We start from the raw sequence: 16,732 nt of genomic DNA, 5'->3' as shown, positions 1-16,732 counted from the left end.
CTCGGCGTCCCGTTCGCGGGGGCGCGGCCTCGGCCGTGCCGTGGTCGGCGCCGTGATCGACCACGGGCCGACGGTGATCGCCGGTGCGCCGACGAGAACGACGTGCTCAGCGCCGTACGCCTCGGCCAGGACCCCCGGCTGCGGATCGCCGTGCGCGGCGGCGGGCACCGCGTCGCCCGAACTGCCCCCGGCGGCAGCACGCCGGTGATCGGCCCGCGCCGGTGGCAGTGGGCGACCGCGGATCCGGCCGCCGCGGCGGTGATCGAGCCCGTCCGCCAAGGAGATGCCCCGGAGGCGTCCGCGCAGGTAGCGTCCGCTCCATGGACAGCCGTACGGACAGCAGGACGGGCAACGCCTTCGACACCGAGGGCGCCGGGATCACCGTTCGGCGGGCGCTCGAACTGCCTGGGCTGCGCAGCGGGCTCCCGGAGATCCTGGCCGGCGCCGAGGGACTGGGACGCACGGTCCGCTGGGTGCACGCGGGCGAGGTGCCCAACATCGCCTCCCTGCTCAAGGGCGGCGAACTGCTGCTGACCACCGGATACGGCCTGGGCACCCGGCCCGCCGAGCAGCGGGCGTTCGTCCGCACCCTCGCCGACCGCGGCATCGCCGCCCTGGTGGTGGAGCTGGGCCCGCGCTTCGACCGGCTGCCCGTCGCGGTGGTGGACAGCGCCCGCGGCGCCGGGCTGCCACTGGTCCAGCTGCACCGTGAGGTGCCGTTCGTGACGGTCACCGAGGAGATCCACACCGAGATCGTCAACGGCCACTACGCGCTGCTCCAGCGGGCCGAGGAAGTGCACCGGCGCTGCACCCAGGCGCTGCTGGGCGGTGGCGGCGTACCGCAGGTGCTGGAGATCCTGGCCGGCTTCAGCGGAAATCCGGTCTTCCTCGAGACCCCGGACGGCCGGCTCCTGTACGCGGCCGGGGCCGGCCCCGAGGGCGCGGACCCGCTCCAGGTGTGGGAGGGACTGCGCGGTCAGCACCAGGACGTCCCGCCGCCCGCCGGTTCGGTGCTGGTGGACGTGCCGGGGAGCGGGCCGGGCCCGGGCTCGGTACGGGCCCGGCTCGTGCTGCTCCCGGTCCGCTCGCCGCTGGCGCCCGTGCACCGGATGGCCGCCGAGCGGGCCGCGGCCGTCCTGGCAGTCGTGCTGATGCAGGCCCGTCAGGAGGAGGAGCTGGCGGCGCGCGGCCGCGGCGACTTCCTCACCGACCTCGCCGAGGGCCGCGTCAGCGCCGAGGACGCGCCCGCACAGGCCCGGGTGCTGGGCTTCAAACCGGGCCACAGCCCGCTGCTGCCGGTGGTGATGCGGCTGGCCGGCACCCTCACGCCGGGCGGCGGCACCGCCCGCTCCGGCGGCGTGGAGAGCGGCGGCGGCTGGGCCGTCCTGGCACGTGCCGTCGCGGAGGAGCTGGCCTCGCTGGGCATGCCGGTGCTGCTGGGCGTGCGGCCGGTCGAGGGCCGCGTCCCGCTGCTGCTGGGGCTGCGGTCGGCAGCGGAGCGGCCGGCGGTCGCGGACCGGGTCGCGGCGGCGCTGCGGGCCGGGGTGGAACGGGCCGGGATGCACCGGCCCGGAGCCCGGCCGCCCGTGGTGGTGGTCGGGGCGGCCGGGGGCTGGGCGTCCGCGTCGGACGGGCTGCGGCACGCCGCGGAGACCGCGGCGGCGGCCCAGGGCCTCGCGGACCGCCCGTGGTACGACGCCCGCCGGCTGGACATCGACCTCCTCCTGTGGCGGCTGCGCGACCACCCGGACCTCGCGGCCTTCGTGGACCGGGCGATCGGCCCGGTGCGCGAGCACGACAGCCGGGCCAAGCCGCCGCTGCTGCCGACGCTGGAGACCTATCTGGCGCATGCGGGCCGCAAGGCCGAGACCGCCCGCGAGCTGCACCTCAACCGGCAGACCCTCTACAACCGCCTCGCCCGCATCGGGGAGCTGCTGGGCACCGACCTCGACGACCCGCAGACCGTACTGGCGCTGAGCCTGGCCCTGCGCGCCCGCCGGCACGTGTCCTGACGGCGCTCAGACCATCGGGCCGGGCTGGGTCAACTCGTCGTAGACGCTGAGGACCTGGGCGACCGTCTCGTCCTCGGTGGGCCAGCCGGCGGCCTGCCGCGCCCCCCGCTCGGCCAGCTGCTCGCGGCGCTCGGAATCGCCGAGCAGCCGTACGACGGCGGCGGCGAGCGCGTCCGCGTCGCCGTACGGGACGAGTTCGGCGGCCTCGCCGACCAGGTCGGGGATGCCGCCGACGGCGGTCGCGACGAGCGGTACGCGCGCGTGCAGGGCCTCCTGGGCGAGCACGGAGCGGGACTCCCAGCTGCTGCACAGGAGCGCAAGGTCGGCGGCGGCGAGCAGCCCGTCGGTGTCCTCGCAGCGGCCGAGGAGCCGTACCGGCAGGTCCTCGTCCTCGATCCGGCGGGTCAGCTCGGCGCGCAGCGGGCCCTCGCCCGCGACGACGAGCAGGGGTACGGGGTCGAGATCCCGCCAGGCGCGCGCCGCGTCCAGCAGGACTTCGTACCCGCGGTACCGGTCGAGGGAGCCGATGGCCACCAGCAACGGGCGGCCGATGGCGCCGAGTTCGGCCCGGGCCTTGGGGCGCAGCGGGTCGGGGGCGTCGGGTGCCGCGGGGAGGCGCGGGCGGGGCAGGGAGACACCGGCGAGCCGGGCGTCCCGGGCGCCGGCCCTGCGGGCCTGGTCCACCAGGTCGGAGGAGGTGCCGAGGACCACGGCGGCGGCCTTGGCGACCCGGCGCTCCAGCAGCCGGAGCAGATGGCCGCGGGCGCCCTCGGCCTGCGCGCGGTCGTGCCAGGTGACGAGGAACGGGGTACGGCGTCCGCCGAGCGCCAGCACCGTGCGGAAGGAGGCGTGCAGCCCGTGCGCGTGCACCAGGTCGGCGTCGGCGCAGGCCGCGCGCAACGCGGCGACGGACGCCGGGGCGCTGCTGCGCGGGACGTGGACGTGGTCGGCGCCGACGCCGGTGAAGTCGTAGCGGTCGTCGGCCTCCGCGGGGGCGCACACCGTGACCCGCACACCGCGCGCGACGAGACCCGCGGCCAGCGACCGCACATGCGCGCTGCTGCCGGCATCGCCCCCGCCCAGCACCTGCACGGTGCGCAGCGGCGACTGTCCGTGCGGTGCGGTGCTGCTCGCGGGGCTCACGCGTCCGGGACTCCTGGTTCGGCGTGGGAAGGGCACGAAGATACGTACAGAAGGTATCGGGTGGAGGGGAAGCACCGCGCGCCTGCCCCGCGCACCGCGTTCCCTGCCAAGGATGCCAGCAGATACGGGTGTTACGGGCACCGCGGGGAGGCGCGGAACTCGCTGGGACGGGGCAATGCTCCGGAGTGCGTCACCCACACGAGTGAGGACCCCGAGCGCCGGACGAACACGCGTACGGCCGGCTCGGCCCGACTTCCCGGAGCGGACGCACAGCCGCAGGTGACGGACACCGTGACGGCCGCGCTCAGCGCGACTTCGCTGGCGGAAAACCAGGTGGCTTACTCGGGGTGGGACACCTCCGCCTACGGCCAGGTGCGGTATACCCGGGGTGGGATGCATACAGGGCCGAACACCTCCGTGCCCCAGCAGCCCCTCACCTCGGTGACCGGGGAGTACTCGCCCCAGGCACTGTTCGCCCACCAGGGCACACGGGGGCGACCAGCCGCCGCCGGCCCGGCAAGCGCCGACGCATCACGCACAGCGTTCCTTGCGAAGGTGAGGTCGGAGACGGGTCGCCGGGGTCGCTCCGCCATCGTCACGTCCGCGGTCGCACCTGACCCCTGTCCGTCACCGCGTAGCCGGGCACGGACGGCCACCGGACGGTCAGTACCACTGACTCTTCTTCCGCCAGCCATGAGTGATCGACTCCGCGGCCCCACACCACGTAATCACCCTGCTCTTCCAGAAGAACGCTGCGACCCGGGAATTCGACGCGGAAGCGGCCGCTGATGAGAGCCAGGAGAGCCGTGCGGTCCTCGCCCTCCACCCACTGCGATCGCTCATCGCCCCGGGGGTGGACGCCCCATTTGATCTCCACAGCCTCGCTGTGGCGTGGATCGCCGGCGTCCTTGAAGTGGCCCAGGAGCCATCCCCGGTCCAGTGCCCCGTCCTTGCCCGCGTTGCCCACGTACACCTTGTCGTTCACGTGGCCGGACGCTAGCAGCTCCTCTCGTGCGTGCCGTCGGCTCTTTCGACCACGCCCCAGTGCAGCGGGTCCGGCCGGAGACCGGTAGGCGCGCGGGCCGCCCGCTATCCGTCGGCCCGTGCCGTGGCCAGCAGTTCCTCCGCGTGCGCGCGGGCCGTCTCGGAGTTCTCCTGACCGGCCAGCATCCGGGACAGCTCCCGGACGCGGTCCTCGCCCTCCAGCACCTTCACCCCGGACCGGGTCACCGATCCGTCGTTGGTCTTCTCGACGAGCAACTGCCGGTCGGCGAAGGCGGCCACCTGCGGCAGGTGGGTGACGACCACGACCTGCGCGGTCCTGGCGAGCCGGGCCAGCCGCCGCCCGATCTCCACCGCGGCCTTCCCGCCGACACCGGCGTCGACCTCGTCGAAGAGGTACGTCGGTACGGGATCCGTGCCGGCGAAGACGACCTCCACGGCGAGCATCACCCGCGACAGCTCACCGCCGGACGCCCCCTTCGCGATGGGCCGGGGCGGCGCGCCCGGGTGCGGGGCGAGCAGCAGTTCCACCTCGTCGGCGCCCGACGGCCCGTAGGCGACCGGGCGCCCGCCGACCTCGACGCCCTCGGGGTCCTCGGTCTGCCGGATGGCGAACGACACGCGCGCGTGCGGCATGGCGAGCGAGGCCAGTTCGGCGGTGACCGCGGCGGCGAACCGTTCCGCGGCCTGGGTGCGCGCGTCCGTCAGTGCCTGGGCGAGCGCGCCCAGCTCGCCGCGCAGCGCGTCCCGTTCGGCGGTCAGTTCGTCGATCCGCTCGTCGTCGCCGTCGAGTTCGGTCAGCCGCGCGGCACCCTGCTCGGCCCAGGCGAGCACGGAGTCGATCTTCTGACCGTACTCGCCGTACTTGCGGGTGAGGGCGCCCAGCGCGGCCCTGCGCTCCTCCACGGCCGCCAGGCGCAGCGGATCGGCGTCCAGATCGTCCGCGTAGCCGGCCAGCTCTCCCGCCACGTCGCCCAGCAGGATCCCGACCTCGCCGATCCGGTCGGCCAGCGAGGCGAGCGCCGAGTCGTGGGAGCGGACGGCTTCCAGGGCGCGGTGCGCGCCCGCGACCAGGGTCGCCGCGTCAATGCCCTCGGGGTCCTCGGGATTGCCCGCGAGGGCGGCGTGCGCGGCGGTGGCGGCCGAGGACAGCGCCTCGGCGTGCCCGAGCCGCTCCGCCTCCTCCGCGAGTTCCACGTCCTCGCCGGACCTCGGTTCGACACCGGCGATCTCGTCGAGCCCGAAGCGCAGCATGTCGGCTTCCTGGGCGCGTTCACGCGCGCGCGTGACGATCTCCTCCAGTTCGGCCGCGACCGCCCGCAACCGCCGGTAGGCACCCGCGTACTTGGCGAGCGGTCCGGTGACCGCCGCACCCGCGTACCGGTCCAGCGCCTCCCGCTGCCGGGACAGTTTCAGCAAGCCCTGCTGGTCGGTCTGCCCGTGCACCGCCACCAGTTCGTCGGCCAGTTCGGCCAGCACGCCGACGGGCACGCTGCGTCCGCCGAGATGCGCCCGCGAGCGCCCCTCGGCAGACACGGTACGGCTGATGAGCAGCGCCCCGTCGTCCAGTTCCGCTCCGGCCTCCTCGGCGCGTACGGCGGCGGACGCGTCCGAGGCGACGGTCACCCGCCCCTCGACGACGGCCTTCTCGGCCCCGATCCGCACCAGCGCCGGATCCGCGCGCCCGCCCAGCAGCAGCCCCAGGCTCGTGACCACCATGGTCTTGCCGGCGCCCGTCTCACCGGTCACGGCGGTGAAACCGGGCGACAGCTCGACGACGGCGTCGTCGATGACTCCGAGCGACCGTATCCGCATCTCCTCCAACACGGACACGACCATACGAGGTCCGGGCGGAGAAGCGCGACGGCCCCCGCCCCCATCGTGTGAAGGTGCAGGTGACGATCGTGCATCGCGGTCGGCTGTCACCCGGGTGAGTGCCGTGCCCCGCGGGCCGACCGCGTCCGGGGTCCCCCTGTTCGAGCGAAGCCGAGAACCTGGGGGGAGCGACCAGCCACGGCGGCGCCGCGGACGCGCGCCACGGCACATCGGCGGCATTTCCCAGCGGAGCGCCTAGTGCGGCGCCCCCCGCCATCCGGAGACCGGCAGCGCGAACTTCGCCACCAGCCGGTCGGTGAAGGAGGCGTGGTGCAGCCGGGCCAGCCGTACCGGCACGGCGCCCCGGCGGACCTCGACCCGCGCCCCGGGCGGCAGCTCGATGGTCCGCCGCCCGTCGCACCAGAGCACCCCGGGCTGGATGTGCGGCAGGACCTCCACCGCGAGCACCGAGTCCGGCGAGGTCACCAACGGCTTCGCGAACAGCGCGTGCGCGGAGATCGGCACCATCAACAGGGCCTCCACCTCCGGCCACACCACGGGCCCGCCCGCCGAGAAGGCGTACGCGGTCGACCCGGTCGGCGTCGACAGCACGATCCCGTCGCACCCGAAGCCCGTCACCGGCCGCCCGTCGATCTCCAGCACGACCTCCAGCAGCTTCTCGGCGGACACCTTCTGCACGGCGGCCTCGTTCAGCGCCCAGTCCGTGTGCACGACGTCCCCGTTGCGGAGCACGACGACATCGACGGTCATCCGCTCCTCGACCTCGTACGCCTTGCTCACCACCCGGTCGACGACCTTGTCGAGGTCGTCCCGCTCGGCCTCCGCGAGGAAGCCGACGCTCCCGAGGTTGACGCCGAGCATCGGCACCCCGGAGGCCCGCGCGAACTCGGCACCGCGCAGCAGCGTGCCGTCACCGCCCAGGACGATCAGCAGCTCACAGCCGTCGAGGCACTGCGGGGTCGCCTCCTTGACCAGCCCCACCTCCTCCGGCAGCGGCAGGTCGACCGCCTCCTGCTCCAGGACGCGCACGCCGATGCCGGACCGCAGCAGCCCCTTGACCACCAGCTCGGCGCTGCGGATCGCCGCGGGCCGCCCGGTGTGGGCGAGCAGGAAAACAGTACGAGCGTGGTTCTGTGTCAACGCGGCCCCTCCGCCACTGCACGGTCAACGTCGGCCGGGTCCAGTTCCGGTGCCCCGGCCCGCAGCCAGAGAAAGTACTCGACATTGCCGGCCGGCCCCGGCAGCGGACTCGCGGTGACCCCGCAGGCCCCGAGTCCCAGCTCCCACGCCTGCCGGGCCACACCCCGCACGGCCTCGGCCCGCAGCTGCGGGCTGCGCACGACGCCCCCGCTGCCCAGCCGTTCCTTGCCCACCTCGAACTGCGGCTTGACCATCATGACCAGGTCGGCGTCCGGCGTCACGCACCGCTTCAGGGCGGGCAGTACCAGCCCGATCGAGATGAAGGACAGATCTCCCACGACCAGATCCACCGGCTCCCCGCCGATCGCGTCGAGCGTCAACTCCCGTACGTTCGTGCGGTCCTTGACGGTGACGCGTGCGTCGTTCCGCAGCGACCAGGCGAGTTGTCCGTATCCGACGTCAACGGCGACGACGTGCGCGGCGCCCGCCCGCAGCAGGACGTCGGTGAAACCGCCGGTGGACGCGCCCGCGTCCAGTGCCCGCCGGCCCTCGACGGCGAGCCCGCGCGGCACGAAGGCGGCCAGCGCCCCGGCGAGTTTGTGACCGCCCCGGGAGACGTACTCCGGGTCACCGTCGTCGGCGGCCACGACGATCGCGACGGCGGTCTCCACCTGGGTGGCGGGCTTGGTGGCGACGGTCTTGCCGACGGACACCCGCCCGGCGGCGATCAACTGGCCCGCGTGCTCACGCGAGCGCGCGAGCTTCCGGCGGACCAGCTCCGCGTCGAGACGGCGGCGTGCGACTCCTGCCACGTTCGGTTCAGCTCCTGACTTCGTACGGCGGACGGAACGGCCGGCCCGCGGGGCCTCGTTGCGCCGAGGCGGCCGGGTGGTGGGCGGGAGCCTGCGGACCCGGGCGGGCGTCGAGCGCGGTGAGCGCGTCGCGCAGCCCGCCGTGTACATCCTCGTACACCTCGATGTGTCCGTCCGTGGTGAGGTGGTCGGCGTCGGCCAGCCGCTCCAGCCGGCCGTCGACCTCGGCGTTGCCGGTGGGGGTGCGCGGCACGCCCAGCGGGGCCGGCGCGCCCGGCTCGGGGTCCCGGTCGAGGCCGGGGCCGGCGTCGGTCCCGGCCTCGCTGCCACCGCCGCCCTCGCCCTCCTGGTGGTCATCGGGGCGCGCGTACGGCGTTTCGGCCACGGGCTGCGGCTGCGGCTGCGGCTGCGGCTGCGGAACCGTCTCGTCCGGGCGGGCCCCGGTCTCGGGCGCAGAGTCGTTCATGCCCAGACGCTACCCCGAAGCCCTGCGGTACCGTCGGTCGCGATGGCCACGATCGAGGAGTGCCGCGTCGCACTCGAAAAGCTTTCGGACAATATGCAGGCGGCCGAGGGCGACGTCCGCGCCGCCGCTGCCCTGGACCGCTCGGTGAGCTGCCACATCACCGACCTGGACGTCACCTTCGCCGGGCGGATGACCGGCGGCCGGATCGAGATCGACGACACCCACCAGGGGCCGCCGGCCACGAAGGCGCAGATCGGGCTCGCCATGACCGGTGACGACCTGGTGGCCCTGGTCGACGGCGGACTGAACTTCGCCAGGGCTTGGGGTTCGGGCCGGGTGAAACTGGAGGCCGCCCTGCTCGACCTGTTCCGGCTGCGGAAGCTCCTCTAGGGGCCCTGCCCGGACACCTCGCCGGCCTTCCGCCGCCCGGACACCTCGCCCGACAGGACGCCTGGGACGCCTAGGACGCCTCTCCGGCCGGGACGCGCTCGCGTGCCCTGCGGGCCGCCGGCACCACCAGCGGGGTGCCGGTCTCCGGGTCGTCGATCACCTGGCAGCGCAGCCCGAAGACCTCCTCGACCAGTTCGGCGGTGACCACGTCGTTCGGCGCGCCCTCGGCGACGACCCGGCCGGAGCGCAGGGCGATGAGATGGGTGGCGTACCGGGCGGCGTGGTTGAGGTCGTGCAGGACCGCGACCAGGGTGCGGCCCTGCTGCTCGTGCAGTTCGGCGCACAGGTCGAGGACGTCGATCTGGTGCTGGATGTCGAGGTAGGTGGTGGGTTCGTCGAGCAGCAGCAGGGGGGTCTGCTGGGCGAGGGCCATGGCGATCCACACGCGCTGACGCTGGCCGCCGGACAGTTCGTCGACATAGCGGTCGGCGAGTTCGGCGACGCCGGTCTGGGCCATGGACTCCTGCACCACCCGCTCGTCCTCGGCCGACCACTGCCGCAGGATCCCCTGGTGCGGATACCGGCCGCGGCCCACCAGGTCGCCCACGGTGATCCCGTCGGGCGCGATGGACGACTGGGGCAGCAGGCCCAGCGTCCGCGCGACCCGCTTGGCGGGCATCGACTGGATGACCTGCCCGTCCAGGAGCACCCGGCCAGTGGTCGGCCTCAGCATCCGCGACAGCGCCCGCAGCAGGGTCGACTTGCCGCACGCGTTCGGGCCGACGATCACCGTGAACGAGTTGTCGGGGATCTCCACCGACAGCTGTTCGGCGATGACGCGCTGGTCGTAGGCGAGGGTGACGTTCTCGGCGGACAGGCGGTTCACGGTGCTCCTTCGGGTGTACTCGTGCGGTGCGCCGCTGGTGTGGTGAACGCCGCTCATATCCGGCCCGCCCTGCGCTCGGCGACCAGCAGCCACAGCAGATACACACCGCCGAGGACGCCGGTGACCACCCCGACGGGCAGTTGGTCGGCCCCGAACAGACGCTGCGAGACCCAGTCGGCGGAGACCAGCAGGGCGGCGCCCATGCACAGCGAGGGCACCAGGTTGGGACCCGGCATGGGGCGGCTTCCCGCGCCCTTGAGGCCGCGGGGGAGGGTCAGGCGCCGGGCGAGCTGGGGCGCGGTGAGCGCCACGAAGCTGACGGGTCCCGCCGCGGCGGTCGCGCCCGCGGTCAGCAGCACGGCCGCGACCAGCAGCAGCATCCGCAGCCGCTCGACGCGCACCCCGAGGGCGTTTGCGACGTCGTCGCCCATCTCCATCACCCTGAGGCCCCGCGAGCCCGCGAGGACGAGCGGTACGAGGACGGCGCACATCCCGAGCAGCGGCCAGACCTGGGTCCAGTCACGGCCGTTGAGGGACCCCGTCATCCACACCACCGCACGGGTGGCGTCGACCAGGTCGGCCTTGGTGAGCAGATAGCCGTTGACGGCGGTGACGATCGCGGAGATGCCGATACCGACCAGGACCAGCCGGTATCCGTGCACGCCCCGCTTCCAGGCGAGCAGATAGATGGCGAGCCCGGTCAGCAGGCCGCCGACGAGCGCCCCGAGGGTGACCGCGGTGGCGGATCCGGACATCAGCACGATCACGACGAGCGCGCCCGCCGTGGAGCCCTGGCTGAGGCCCAGCACGTCCGGGCTGCCCAGCGGGTTGCGCGCCACGGACTGGAACAGGGCACCGCCGAGGCCGAGCGAGGCGCCGACGAGCAGCCCGACCAGAACCCGCGGCAGCCGCAGCTCGTCGACGATGAACTCCTGGAACGCGGTGCCGTTCCCGGTCAGGGTCTTCAGCACGTCGGCGGGCGGGATCTCGGCGTCGCCGGTGCCGATCAGCAGCACGCTCGCCACGCCGGCGGCGACGAGCAGCACGACGACGACGGTCAGGGCCCGCGGGTCCAGCCGCACCGAGAGCCCGCCGGGGGTGCGCACGGTGCGGCTCGTGCGGCCGGGGCGGCCTGTGCGGCTCATGGGACGGGTCTTCACAGCTGCGCAGTCCTCCGCCGTCGTACGAGATGGATGAAGACCGGGCCGCCGATGATCGCGGTGACGATGCCGACCTGGAGTTCCGAGGGGCGCGCGACGACCCGCCCGAGGATGTCGGAGCCGAGCAGCAGCACGGGCGACAGGACGGCCGCGTACGGCAGGATCCAGCGCAGGTCGGGGCCGGTGAAGGAGCGTACGACGTGCGGCACCATCAGGCCGACGAACACGATGGGCCCGCAGGCCGCGGTCGCGGCACCGCACAGCACGGTCGCCGCGAGCATGGCCAGCGCGCGGGTGCGGTTGAGGTCGGCGCCGAGGGCCCGGGCGGTGTCGTCGCCCATCGTCATGGCGTTCAGCGGCCGGGCGAGCAGCAGCGCGAGCACCATGCCGACCACGAGAAACGGCAGCACCTGCACGATGGTCGAGGCGGTGGCCGAGGCCAGCGAACCCACCGTCCAGAAGCGCATCTTGTCCAGCGCCGCGCCGTCCGTGATCATCACGGCCTGGAGATAGCCGTACAGCGCGGCGCTGATCGCCGTACCGGCGAGCGCGAGCCGCACCGGTGTGGCACCCCGGCTGCCGCCGAGGAACCAGACCAGCGCGCCGACGGCGGCGGCACCGGCGAACGCGAACCACACGTAGCCGCTCAGGCTGCCGACGCCGAAGAAGGAGATCGCCGTGACGACCGCGGCCGAGGCGCCCGCGTTGATGCCGAGCAGCCCGGGGTCGGCCAGCGGGTTGCGGGTGAGCGCCTGCAGCACGGCTCCGGAGAGACCGAGCGCGGCGCCGACGAGCAGTCCGAGGACGGTGCGCGACAGCCGCTCGTCGACGACGACGTCGCCGTAGGTGCCCGAGTCGTGGAACAACCCGTGCCAGACCTGCGCCAGGGACAGCTCTTTCGCCCCGACCGCGATGCTCACCAGGACGACCAGCAGCAGGATCGCGAGGGCGACGAGGAGCCCAAGGCTCCGCACCGCGCGGCGGGTTGGGGGCGCGGCACAGGCGTGTTCCACGCGCTGTTCGGGAGGACTGTCGACCAACACGGAGGTTAGGTTAGCCTACCCTGCCATCATCGATCGATGCCGCGTCCGTGCTTCGTCCCTCAGAGTCCTAGCCGCGCCAGCGCCTTCCCCCCGTCCAGCTCACAGGAGCCCTCCCCGGCCGCCGTCCAGGCCGCCGCGCACAGCGCACGCAGCCCGTCCAGGGCCTCGCCGTCGCCCGCCAGCTCCAGCCGGCCGTCGGCGGTCGTCGCCGTCCAGCCCGCGCACCGGAAGCCCGCACCGTCCTCGCCGACCTCCGGCTGCCCGGTGAGCAGGCCCCGCAGGTCGGCGTCCACATAGGTGGGCCGGTGCCGGGGCGGCGCGGCCAGCAACTGGGCCGCGTCGGTGACGCCCGTCAGTACGAGCAGCGAGTCGACGCCGCCGTTGAAGGCGCCCTCGATGTCCGTGTCCAGGCGGTCGCCGACGACCAGCGGACGCACGGCGGCGGTCCGCAGGATCGTCTCCCGGTGCATGGGCGGCAGCGGCTTTCCCGCGACCTGCGGCTCGGCGCCCGTCGCGATCCGCACCACCTCCACCGCCGCGCCGTTGCCCGGGGCGATCCCGCGTCCGCTCGGAATCGTCAGATCGGTGTTGGAGGCGAACCACGGCACCCCGCGCGCGATGGCGTAGCACGCCTCCGCGAAACGGCCCCAGGCCAGATCCGGGCCGCCGTACCCCTGCGCGACCGCGGCCGGATCGTCGTCCGCCGACTCCACCGGCCGCAGCCCGCGCTCGCGCAGCGCCACCCGCAGCCCCTCACCGCCGACCACCAGCACCCGCGCACCCGGCGGCACCTGCTCGGCGATCAGCCGCGCGACCGCCTGCGCGGAGGTGATGACGTCCGCGGCCCCCGTCGGGATCCCCAGTTCGGTCAGGTGCGCGGCCACGGAGTCCGGTGTCCGCAGCGCGTTGTTGGTGACGTACGCCAGCCGCATGCCGTCGGTGCGGGCCGCCGCCAGCGACTCGACCGCGTGCACGATGGCGTTCCCACCCGCGTACACCACCCCGTCCAGGTCGAGCAGCGCCGTGTCGTACGCCTCGCTCAGGAGCCGTCCACTGCCCTCGGGCCTGGTCCTGACGCCCTGGCTCATTCCGCATCGCTCCTCGTCACGCCGTTTCCTCCGATCATCCCGCATGCCACTGACACACGTACGATGCCGAAATGAACACTGCAGGTCACCCGGAAGCAAAGACGCGCCGCGGCCTGGAAATCACCCCGTTCCGCGGCCTGCGCTACGACCCCGAGCGGGTCGGAAGTCTGTCCGCAGTGACGTCCCCGCCGTACGACGTCGTGGTGCGTCCCGACGGCGTGCGACACCTCCAATCGGCCGATCCGTACAACATCGTTCGGCTGATTCTTCCGCAGGCCGACACGCCCACGGAAAGCAACAAGCAGGCGGCCGAGACCCTGCACCGCTGGCTGGCCGAGGGCGTGCTGGCCGAGGACCCCGAACCGGGCCTGTACGTCTACGAACAGCGCGACGGCGACGGCATGCTCCAGCGCGGCATCATCGGCGCCCTGCGGGTCTCGGACCCCTCCGAAGGGATCGTGCTGCCGCACGAGGAGGTCATGCCGCCCATCGTCGCGGACCGCGCCGCCCTGATGCGCGCCACCTCCGCCAACCTCGAACCGCTGCTGCTGACCTACCACGGCAACGGCGCGGCGGCCGACGTCATCGAACGCACGGCCGAGGACGCCCCACTGCTCGCCGCGACCACCGAGGACGGCTTCCGCCACCTGCTCTGGTCGGTCACCGACCCGGACGACGTGGCGCGCGTCCAAACCGATCTCGCCCACCACCAGGCGCTGATCGCCGACGGCCACCACCGCTGGGCGACCTATCTGTGTCTACGCGCGGAGCACCCTTCCCCCAGCCCCTGGGACCACGGTCTGGTCCTCCTGGTGGACACGGCCCGCTATCCGCTGCGCGTCCGCGCCATCCACCGGCTGCTGCACGGCCTGCCGGTCGCGGACGCACTGACGGCCCTGGACGGCCTCTTCCGGGTACGGCACCTGTCGACGCCGCTCCCGGACGCCCTCGCGGCGCTGGCCGAGGCGGCGGACACCGGCAACGCTTTCCTGCTGGCCGGCGACGGCGCCTTCCACCTCGTCGACCGCCCGGACCCCGGCCTGCTGGCCCGCACGGTCCCCGCCGACCGCCCCGCCGCCTGGCGCACCCTGGACGCGACGGTGCTGCACTCCACGCTCCTCGACCACGTCTGGCACATCCCCGAGGACTCCCCCGCGCACATCGCCTACATCCATGACACGGCGGCCACCGTCGCCAAGGCGGAGCGCGACGGCGGTACGGCGGTCCTGATGCACCCGGTCCACGAGGACGTGGTCCGCGATCTGGCCCGCCAGGGCGTGACGATGCCCCGCAAGTCGACGTCGTTCGGCCCGAAACCGGCGTCGGGGCTGGTGCTGCGGGTGCTGGCCACCTGACGGGAGCCCGAAGGGGCAGGCCCTGGACCGGACCCGCCCCTTCGACACGCGACGTCAGCCCTGCTCGGCCCCCCGCTCGGACGCCTGGCCGGCATCCTCGTCCCGCTGCTCGTCCGCGTCCCGCCGCTGCTCTTCCGCGTCCTGCTGCTCGTCTTCGTCCTGCTGCTCGTCCTCGTCGTCGCCCAGTGCGTCGACGAACTCCACGCCGTCCAGTTCGGCCAGCCGGTCGGAGGCGTCCGTGCTGCCGTCCCGGTCGGCCTCGACGGCCTTGGCGAACCACTCGCGGGCCTCGCTGTCACGTCCGACGGCGAGCAGCGCGTCGGCGTAGGCGTAGCGCAGCCGCGCGGTCCACGGCTGCACGGAGTTGGACGCCAGTTCCGGGCTCTGCAGCGTCACGATCGCCGCGTCCAACTGACCCATGTCGCGCCGGGCCCCGGCCGCGACCAGCCGCATCTCGACCTGCCCGGCCTTGTCGAGCTTGTGCACCTCGGGCGCACCGGCCATGTCGAGCGCCTTCTCCGGTCGGCCCAGCCCGCGCTCGCAGTCGGCCATCACGGGCCACAGATCGGTGTTCCCCGTCATCCGCCGCGCGGCCCGGAACTCGGCGAGCGCCTCCCCGTAGTTCTGAGTGGCGTACGCCGCGAATCCCGCCGCCTCCCGAACGGCGGCGACACGCGAGGCCAGGCGCAGGGCCACCCTGGAGTAGCCGTACGCGCCCTCCGGGTCCTCGTCGAGGAGCCGGGCCACCATCACCAGGTTCTTGGCGACGTCCTCCGCGAGCGTCTTGGGCAGGCTCTGCAGTTCCTGCCGTACGTCCTTGTCGATCTCGTCGCCCGTGACGTCCTCCGGGATCGGCAGCCGCTTGATCGGCTCCCGGTCCCGCTCACGCTCCCGCTCCTCGCGGAAGCGCCCACCGCCGCCACGCCGGTCGTCCGGCCGCCCACGGAAACCGCCGCCGGGACGCCCACCACGATCATCCCGCCGCGGACCACGCCCACGGTCGTCGCGTCGGTCGTCGCGCCGGTCATCCCGGCGGAAGCCACCGCGGTCCCCGCGGTCGTCACGCCGGTCGTCACGCCGGAAACCACCACCCTCACCACGGCCGCCGTCACGGCGATCATCACGGCGGAACCCACCACGATCACCACGGTCATCACGCCGGTCATCACGCCGGAAACCACCGCGGTCACCACGGTCATCCCGGCGGTCGTCACGGCGGAAGCCCCCACGGTCGCCGCGGTCGTCACGGCGGAAACCGCCGCCTTCACCACGGTCATCCCGGCGGTCGTCACGGCGGAAGCCCCCACGGTCGCCGCGGTCGTCACGGCGGAAACCGCCGCCTTCACCACGGTCGTCGCGCCGGTCATCCCGGCGGAAGCCACCGCGGTCCCCGCGGTCGTCACGCCGGAAACCACCACCCTCACCACGGCCGCCGTCACGGCGATCATCACGGCGGAACCCACCGCGGTCACCACGGTCATCACGCCGGTCATCACGCCGGAAACCACCGCGGTCACCACGGTCGTCACGGCGATCATCACGCCGGAAACCACCGCGGTCACCACGGTCGTCACGGCGATCATCACGCCGGGAGTCCGAACGCTCGCCGCCCCGCCGGTCACCGGGACGCTCGTCCCGCCCGCGGAACCCGCCTCGGTCACCGCGCTCACCGCGCTGATCGCCCCGATAGCCGCCCCGGCTGTCGTCACGCCGGAAACCACCGCGGTCACCACGGTCATCCCGGCGGTCGTCACGCCGGAATCCGCCACCCTCGCCACGGTCGTCGCGGCGGAATCCGCCGCTCTCACCACGATCGTCACGGCGGAAGCCCCGGCCGCCGTCGTCCCGGCTGCGATAGCCACCGCGGTCGTCGCGGCGCGGATATCCGCCGCGATCCCCACGGTCGTCGTCCCGGCGGTAGCCCCGGCGGTCGTCGTCACGCCGTTCGCTCCGCTGGTCCCGGTCATCACGGCGATACGGCGGCCGGCTCCCCTCCCGCCGGAAGCCGCGGTCCCGCTCACCGGCGCGGTCGTCGTCCCGACGCGCATAACTGCCACGGTCACCGCGGTCGTTACCGTGCCGCTGGCCGCTGCGGAAGCCGCCACGCTCGCCACGGTCACCACTGTCCCGTCGCCGCTGGTCGCGCTCCGGTCGATCGTCGGGAGAGTTGGTGGACATCGGTGACTCCTGTCTTCGGTACCGCAAGTCATTGTCGCGCAGTCGGAGGTACCCGGCGCACTTGGGAAAAACAAAAGGACCCCTGGTCCCAGCTGAACGCTGGTGACCAGGGGTCCTCCAAAGATTGTTCGGCGGCGTCCTACTCTCCCACAGGGTCCCCCCTGCAGTACCATCGGCGCTGTAAGGCTTAGCTTCCGGGTTCGGAATGTAACCGGGCGTTT

14 protein-coding genes, 1 rRNA gene and 1 pseudogene are annotated in these 16,732 nt (G+C 73.6%); 3 read left to right on the top strand and 13 right to left on the bottom strand.

All coding sequences use genetic code 11. The features are described 5' to 3' along the window. Positions 1-320 precede the first annotated feature (320 nt). Positions 321-2,012 carry a PucR family transcriptional regulator gene (locus tag ACFY2B_RS15155; protein ID WP_390763580.1) on the top strand — a complete coding sequence of 564 codons (1,692 nt, stop codon included), beginning with the start codon at positions 321-323 and terminating at the stop codon, positions 2,010-2,012. 6 nt (positions 2,013-2,018) lie between these two features. Here the strand turns inward: ACFY2B_RS15155 and ACFY2B_RS15150 are convergent, their stop codons facing one another. From ACFY2B_RS15150 to ACFY2B_RS15125, 6 genes are all read right to left on the bottom strand, one after another. Then, entirely contained in the window at positions 2,019-3,155 is a 1,137-nt protein-coding gene (locus tag ACFY2B_RS15150) for a glycosyltransferase family 4 protein (RefSeq protein ID WP_390763579.1), read from the bottom strand. Between the two features lie 595 nt (positions 3,156-3,750). Beyond that, a complete protein-coding gene (locus ACFY2B_RS15145; RefSeq protein ID WP_390763578.1) occupies positions 3,751-4,140 on the bottom strand; it encodes a signal peptidase I in 390 nt (129 codons plus the stop codon). A gap of 104 nt (positions 4,141-4,244) precedes the next feature. Beyond that, entirely contained in the window at positions 4,245-5,996 is a 1,752-nt protein-coding gene (gene recN / locus ACFY2B_RS15140) for a DNA repair protein RecN (RefSeq protein WP_390763577.1), read from the bottom strand. Positions 5,997-6,227: 231 nt separating this feature from the next. Continuing rightward, entirely contained in the window at positions 6,228-7,133 is a 906-nt protein-coding gene (locus ACFY2B_RS15135; protein ID WP_390763576.1) for an NAD kinase, read from the bottom strand. After that, the gene (locus tag ACFY2B_RS15130; protein ID WP_390763575.1) at positions 7,130-7,945 is read right to left on the bottom strand and encodes a TlyA family RNA methyltransferase; all 816 of its coding nucleotides are present in this window, start codon (positions 7,943-7,945) and stop codon (positions 7,130-7,132) included. The genes ACFY2B_RS15135 and ACFY2B_RS15130 overlap by 4 nt, the downstream gene beginning before the upstream one ends. Before the next feature lie 7 nt (positions 7,946-7,952). After that, entirely contained in the window at positions 7,953-8,411 is a 459-nt protein-coding gene (locus ACFY2B_RS15125; protein ID WP_390763574.1) for a hypothetical protein, read from the bottom strand. Positions 8,412-8,453: 42 nt separating this feature from the next. On the opposite strand from ACFY2B_RS15125, the gene ACFY2B_RS15120 reads away from it, so the two are divergent. Beyond that, the gene (locus ACFY2B_RS15120; RefSeq protein WP_390763573.1) at positions 8,454-8,801 is read left to right on the top strand and encodes a sterol-binding protein; all 348 of its coding nucleotides are present in this window, start codon (positions 8,454-8,456) and stop codon (positions 8,799-8,801) included. Positions 8,802-8,871: 70 nt separating this feature from the next. Here ACFY2B_RS15120 and ACFY2B_RS15115 read toward each other — a convergent pair whose 3' ends face one another. The 4 genes from ACFY2B_RS15115 to ACFY2B_RS15100 are packed head-to-tail and all read right to left on the bottom strand — an operon-like array spanning position 8,872 to position 12,978. Then, positions 8,872-9,744 (bottom strand): ABC transporter ATP-binding protein, encoded by an 873-nt coding sequence (locus tag ACFY2B_RS15115; protein ID WP_390763572.1) that lies wholly within the window; start codon positions 9,742-9,744, stop codon positions 8,872-8,874. Next, on the bottom strand, positions 9,741-10,832 hold the full coding sequence (locus tag ACFY2B_RS15110) for a FecCD family ABC transporter permease (RefSeq protein ID WP_390763571.1): 1,092 nt from the start codon (positions 10,830-10,832) through the stop codon (positions 9,741-9,743). The genes ACFY2B_RS15115 and ACFY2B_RS15110 overlap by 4 nt, the downstream gene beginning before the upstream one ends. Positions 10,833-10,843: 11 nt before the next feature. Beyond that, positions 10,844-11,890, bottom strand: coding sequence for a FecCD family ABC transporter permease (locus ACFY2B_RS15105; RefSeq protein WP_390763570.1), 1,047 nt, complete (start codon positions 11,888-11,890; stop codon positions 10,844-10,846). Between the two features lie 59 nt (positions 11,891-11,949). Next, positions 11,950-12,978 carry an HAD hydrolase-like protein gene (locus ACFY2B_RS15100; RefSeq protein WP_390763569.1) on the bottom strand — a complete coding sequence of 343 codons (1,029 nt, stop codon included), beginning with the start codon at positions 12,976-12,978 and terminating at the stop codon, positions 11,950-11,952. 71 nt (positions 12,979-13,049) lie between these two features. Between ACFY2B_RS15100 and ACFY2B_RS15095 the strand changes: the two genes are divergently transcribed. After that, a complete protein-coding gene (locus ACFY2B_RS15095; protein ID WP_390763568.1) occupies positions 13,050-14,333 on the top strand; it encodes a DUF1015 domain-containing protein in 1,284 nt (427 codons plus the stop codon). Between the two features lie 54 nt (positions 14,334-14,387). Here the strand turns inward: ACFY2B_RS15095 and ACFY2B_RS15090 are convergent, their stop codons facing one another. The 3 genes and pseudogenes from ACFY2B_RS15090 to rrf form a co-directional block, all read right to left on the bottom strand. After that, the gene (locus ACFY2B_RS15090) at positions 14,388-15,191 is read right to left on the bottom strand and encodes a hypothetical protein (protein ID WP_390763821.1); all 804 of its coding nucleotides are present in this window, start codon (positions 15,189-15,191) and stop codon (positions 14,388-14,390) included. Between the two features lie 21 nt (positions 15,192-15,212). Continuing rightward, positions 15,213-16,511 (bottom strand): annotated as a pseudogene (locus ACFY2B_RS15085) (hypothetical protein); the annotation flags it as partial. Positions 16,512-16,637: 126 nt separating this feature from the next. Next, positions 16,638-16,732, bottom strand: a 5S ribosomal RNA gene (rrf, locus tag ACFY2B_RS15080); the annotation flags it as partial.

The sequence above is a fragment of the Streptomyces sp. NPDC001270 genome (genome assembly GCF_042896695.1).
Classification (GTDB): Bacteria; Actinomycetota; Actinomycetes; order Streptomycetales; family Streptomycetaceae; genus Streptomyces.
This window is presented reverse-complemented; position numbering and strand designations above follow the sequence as displayed.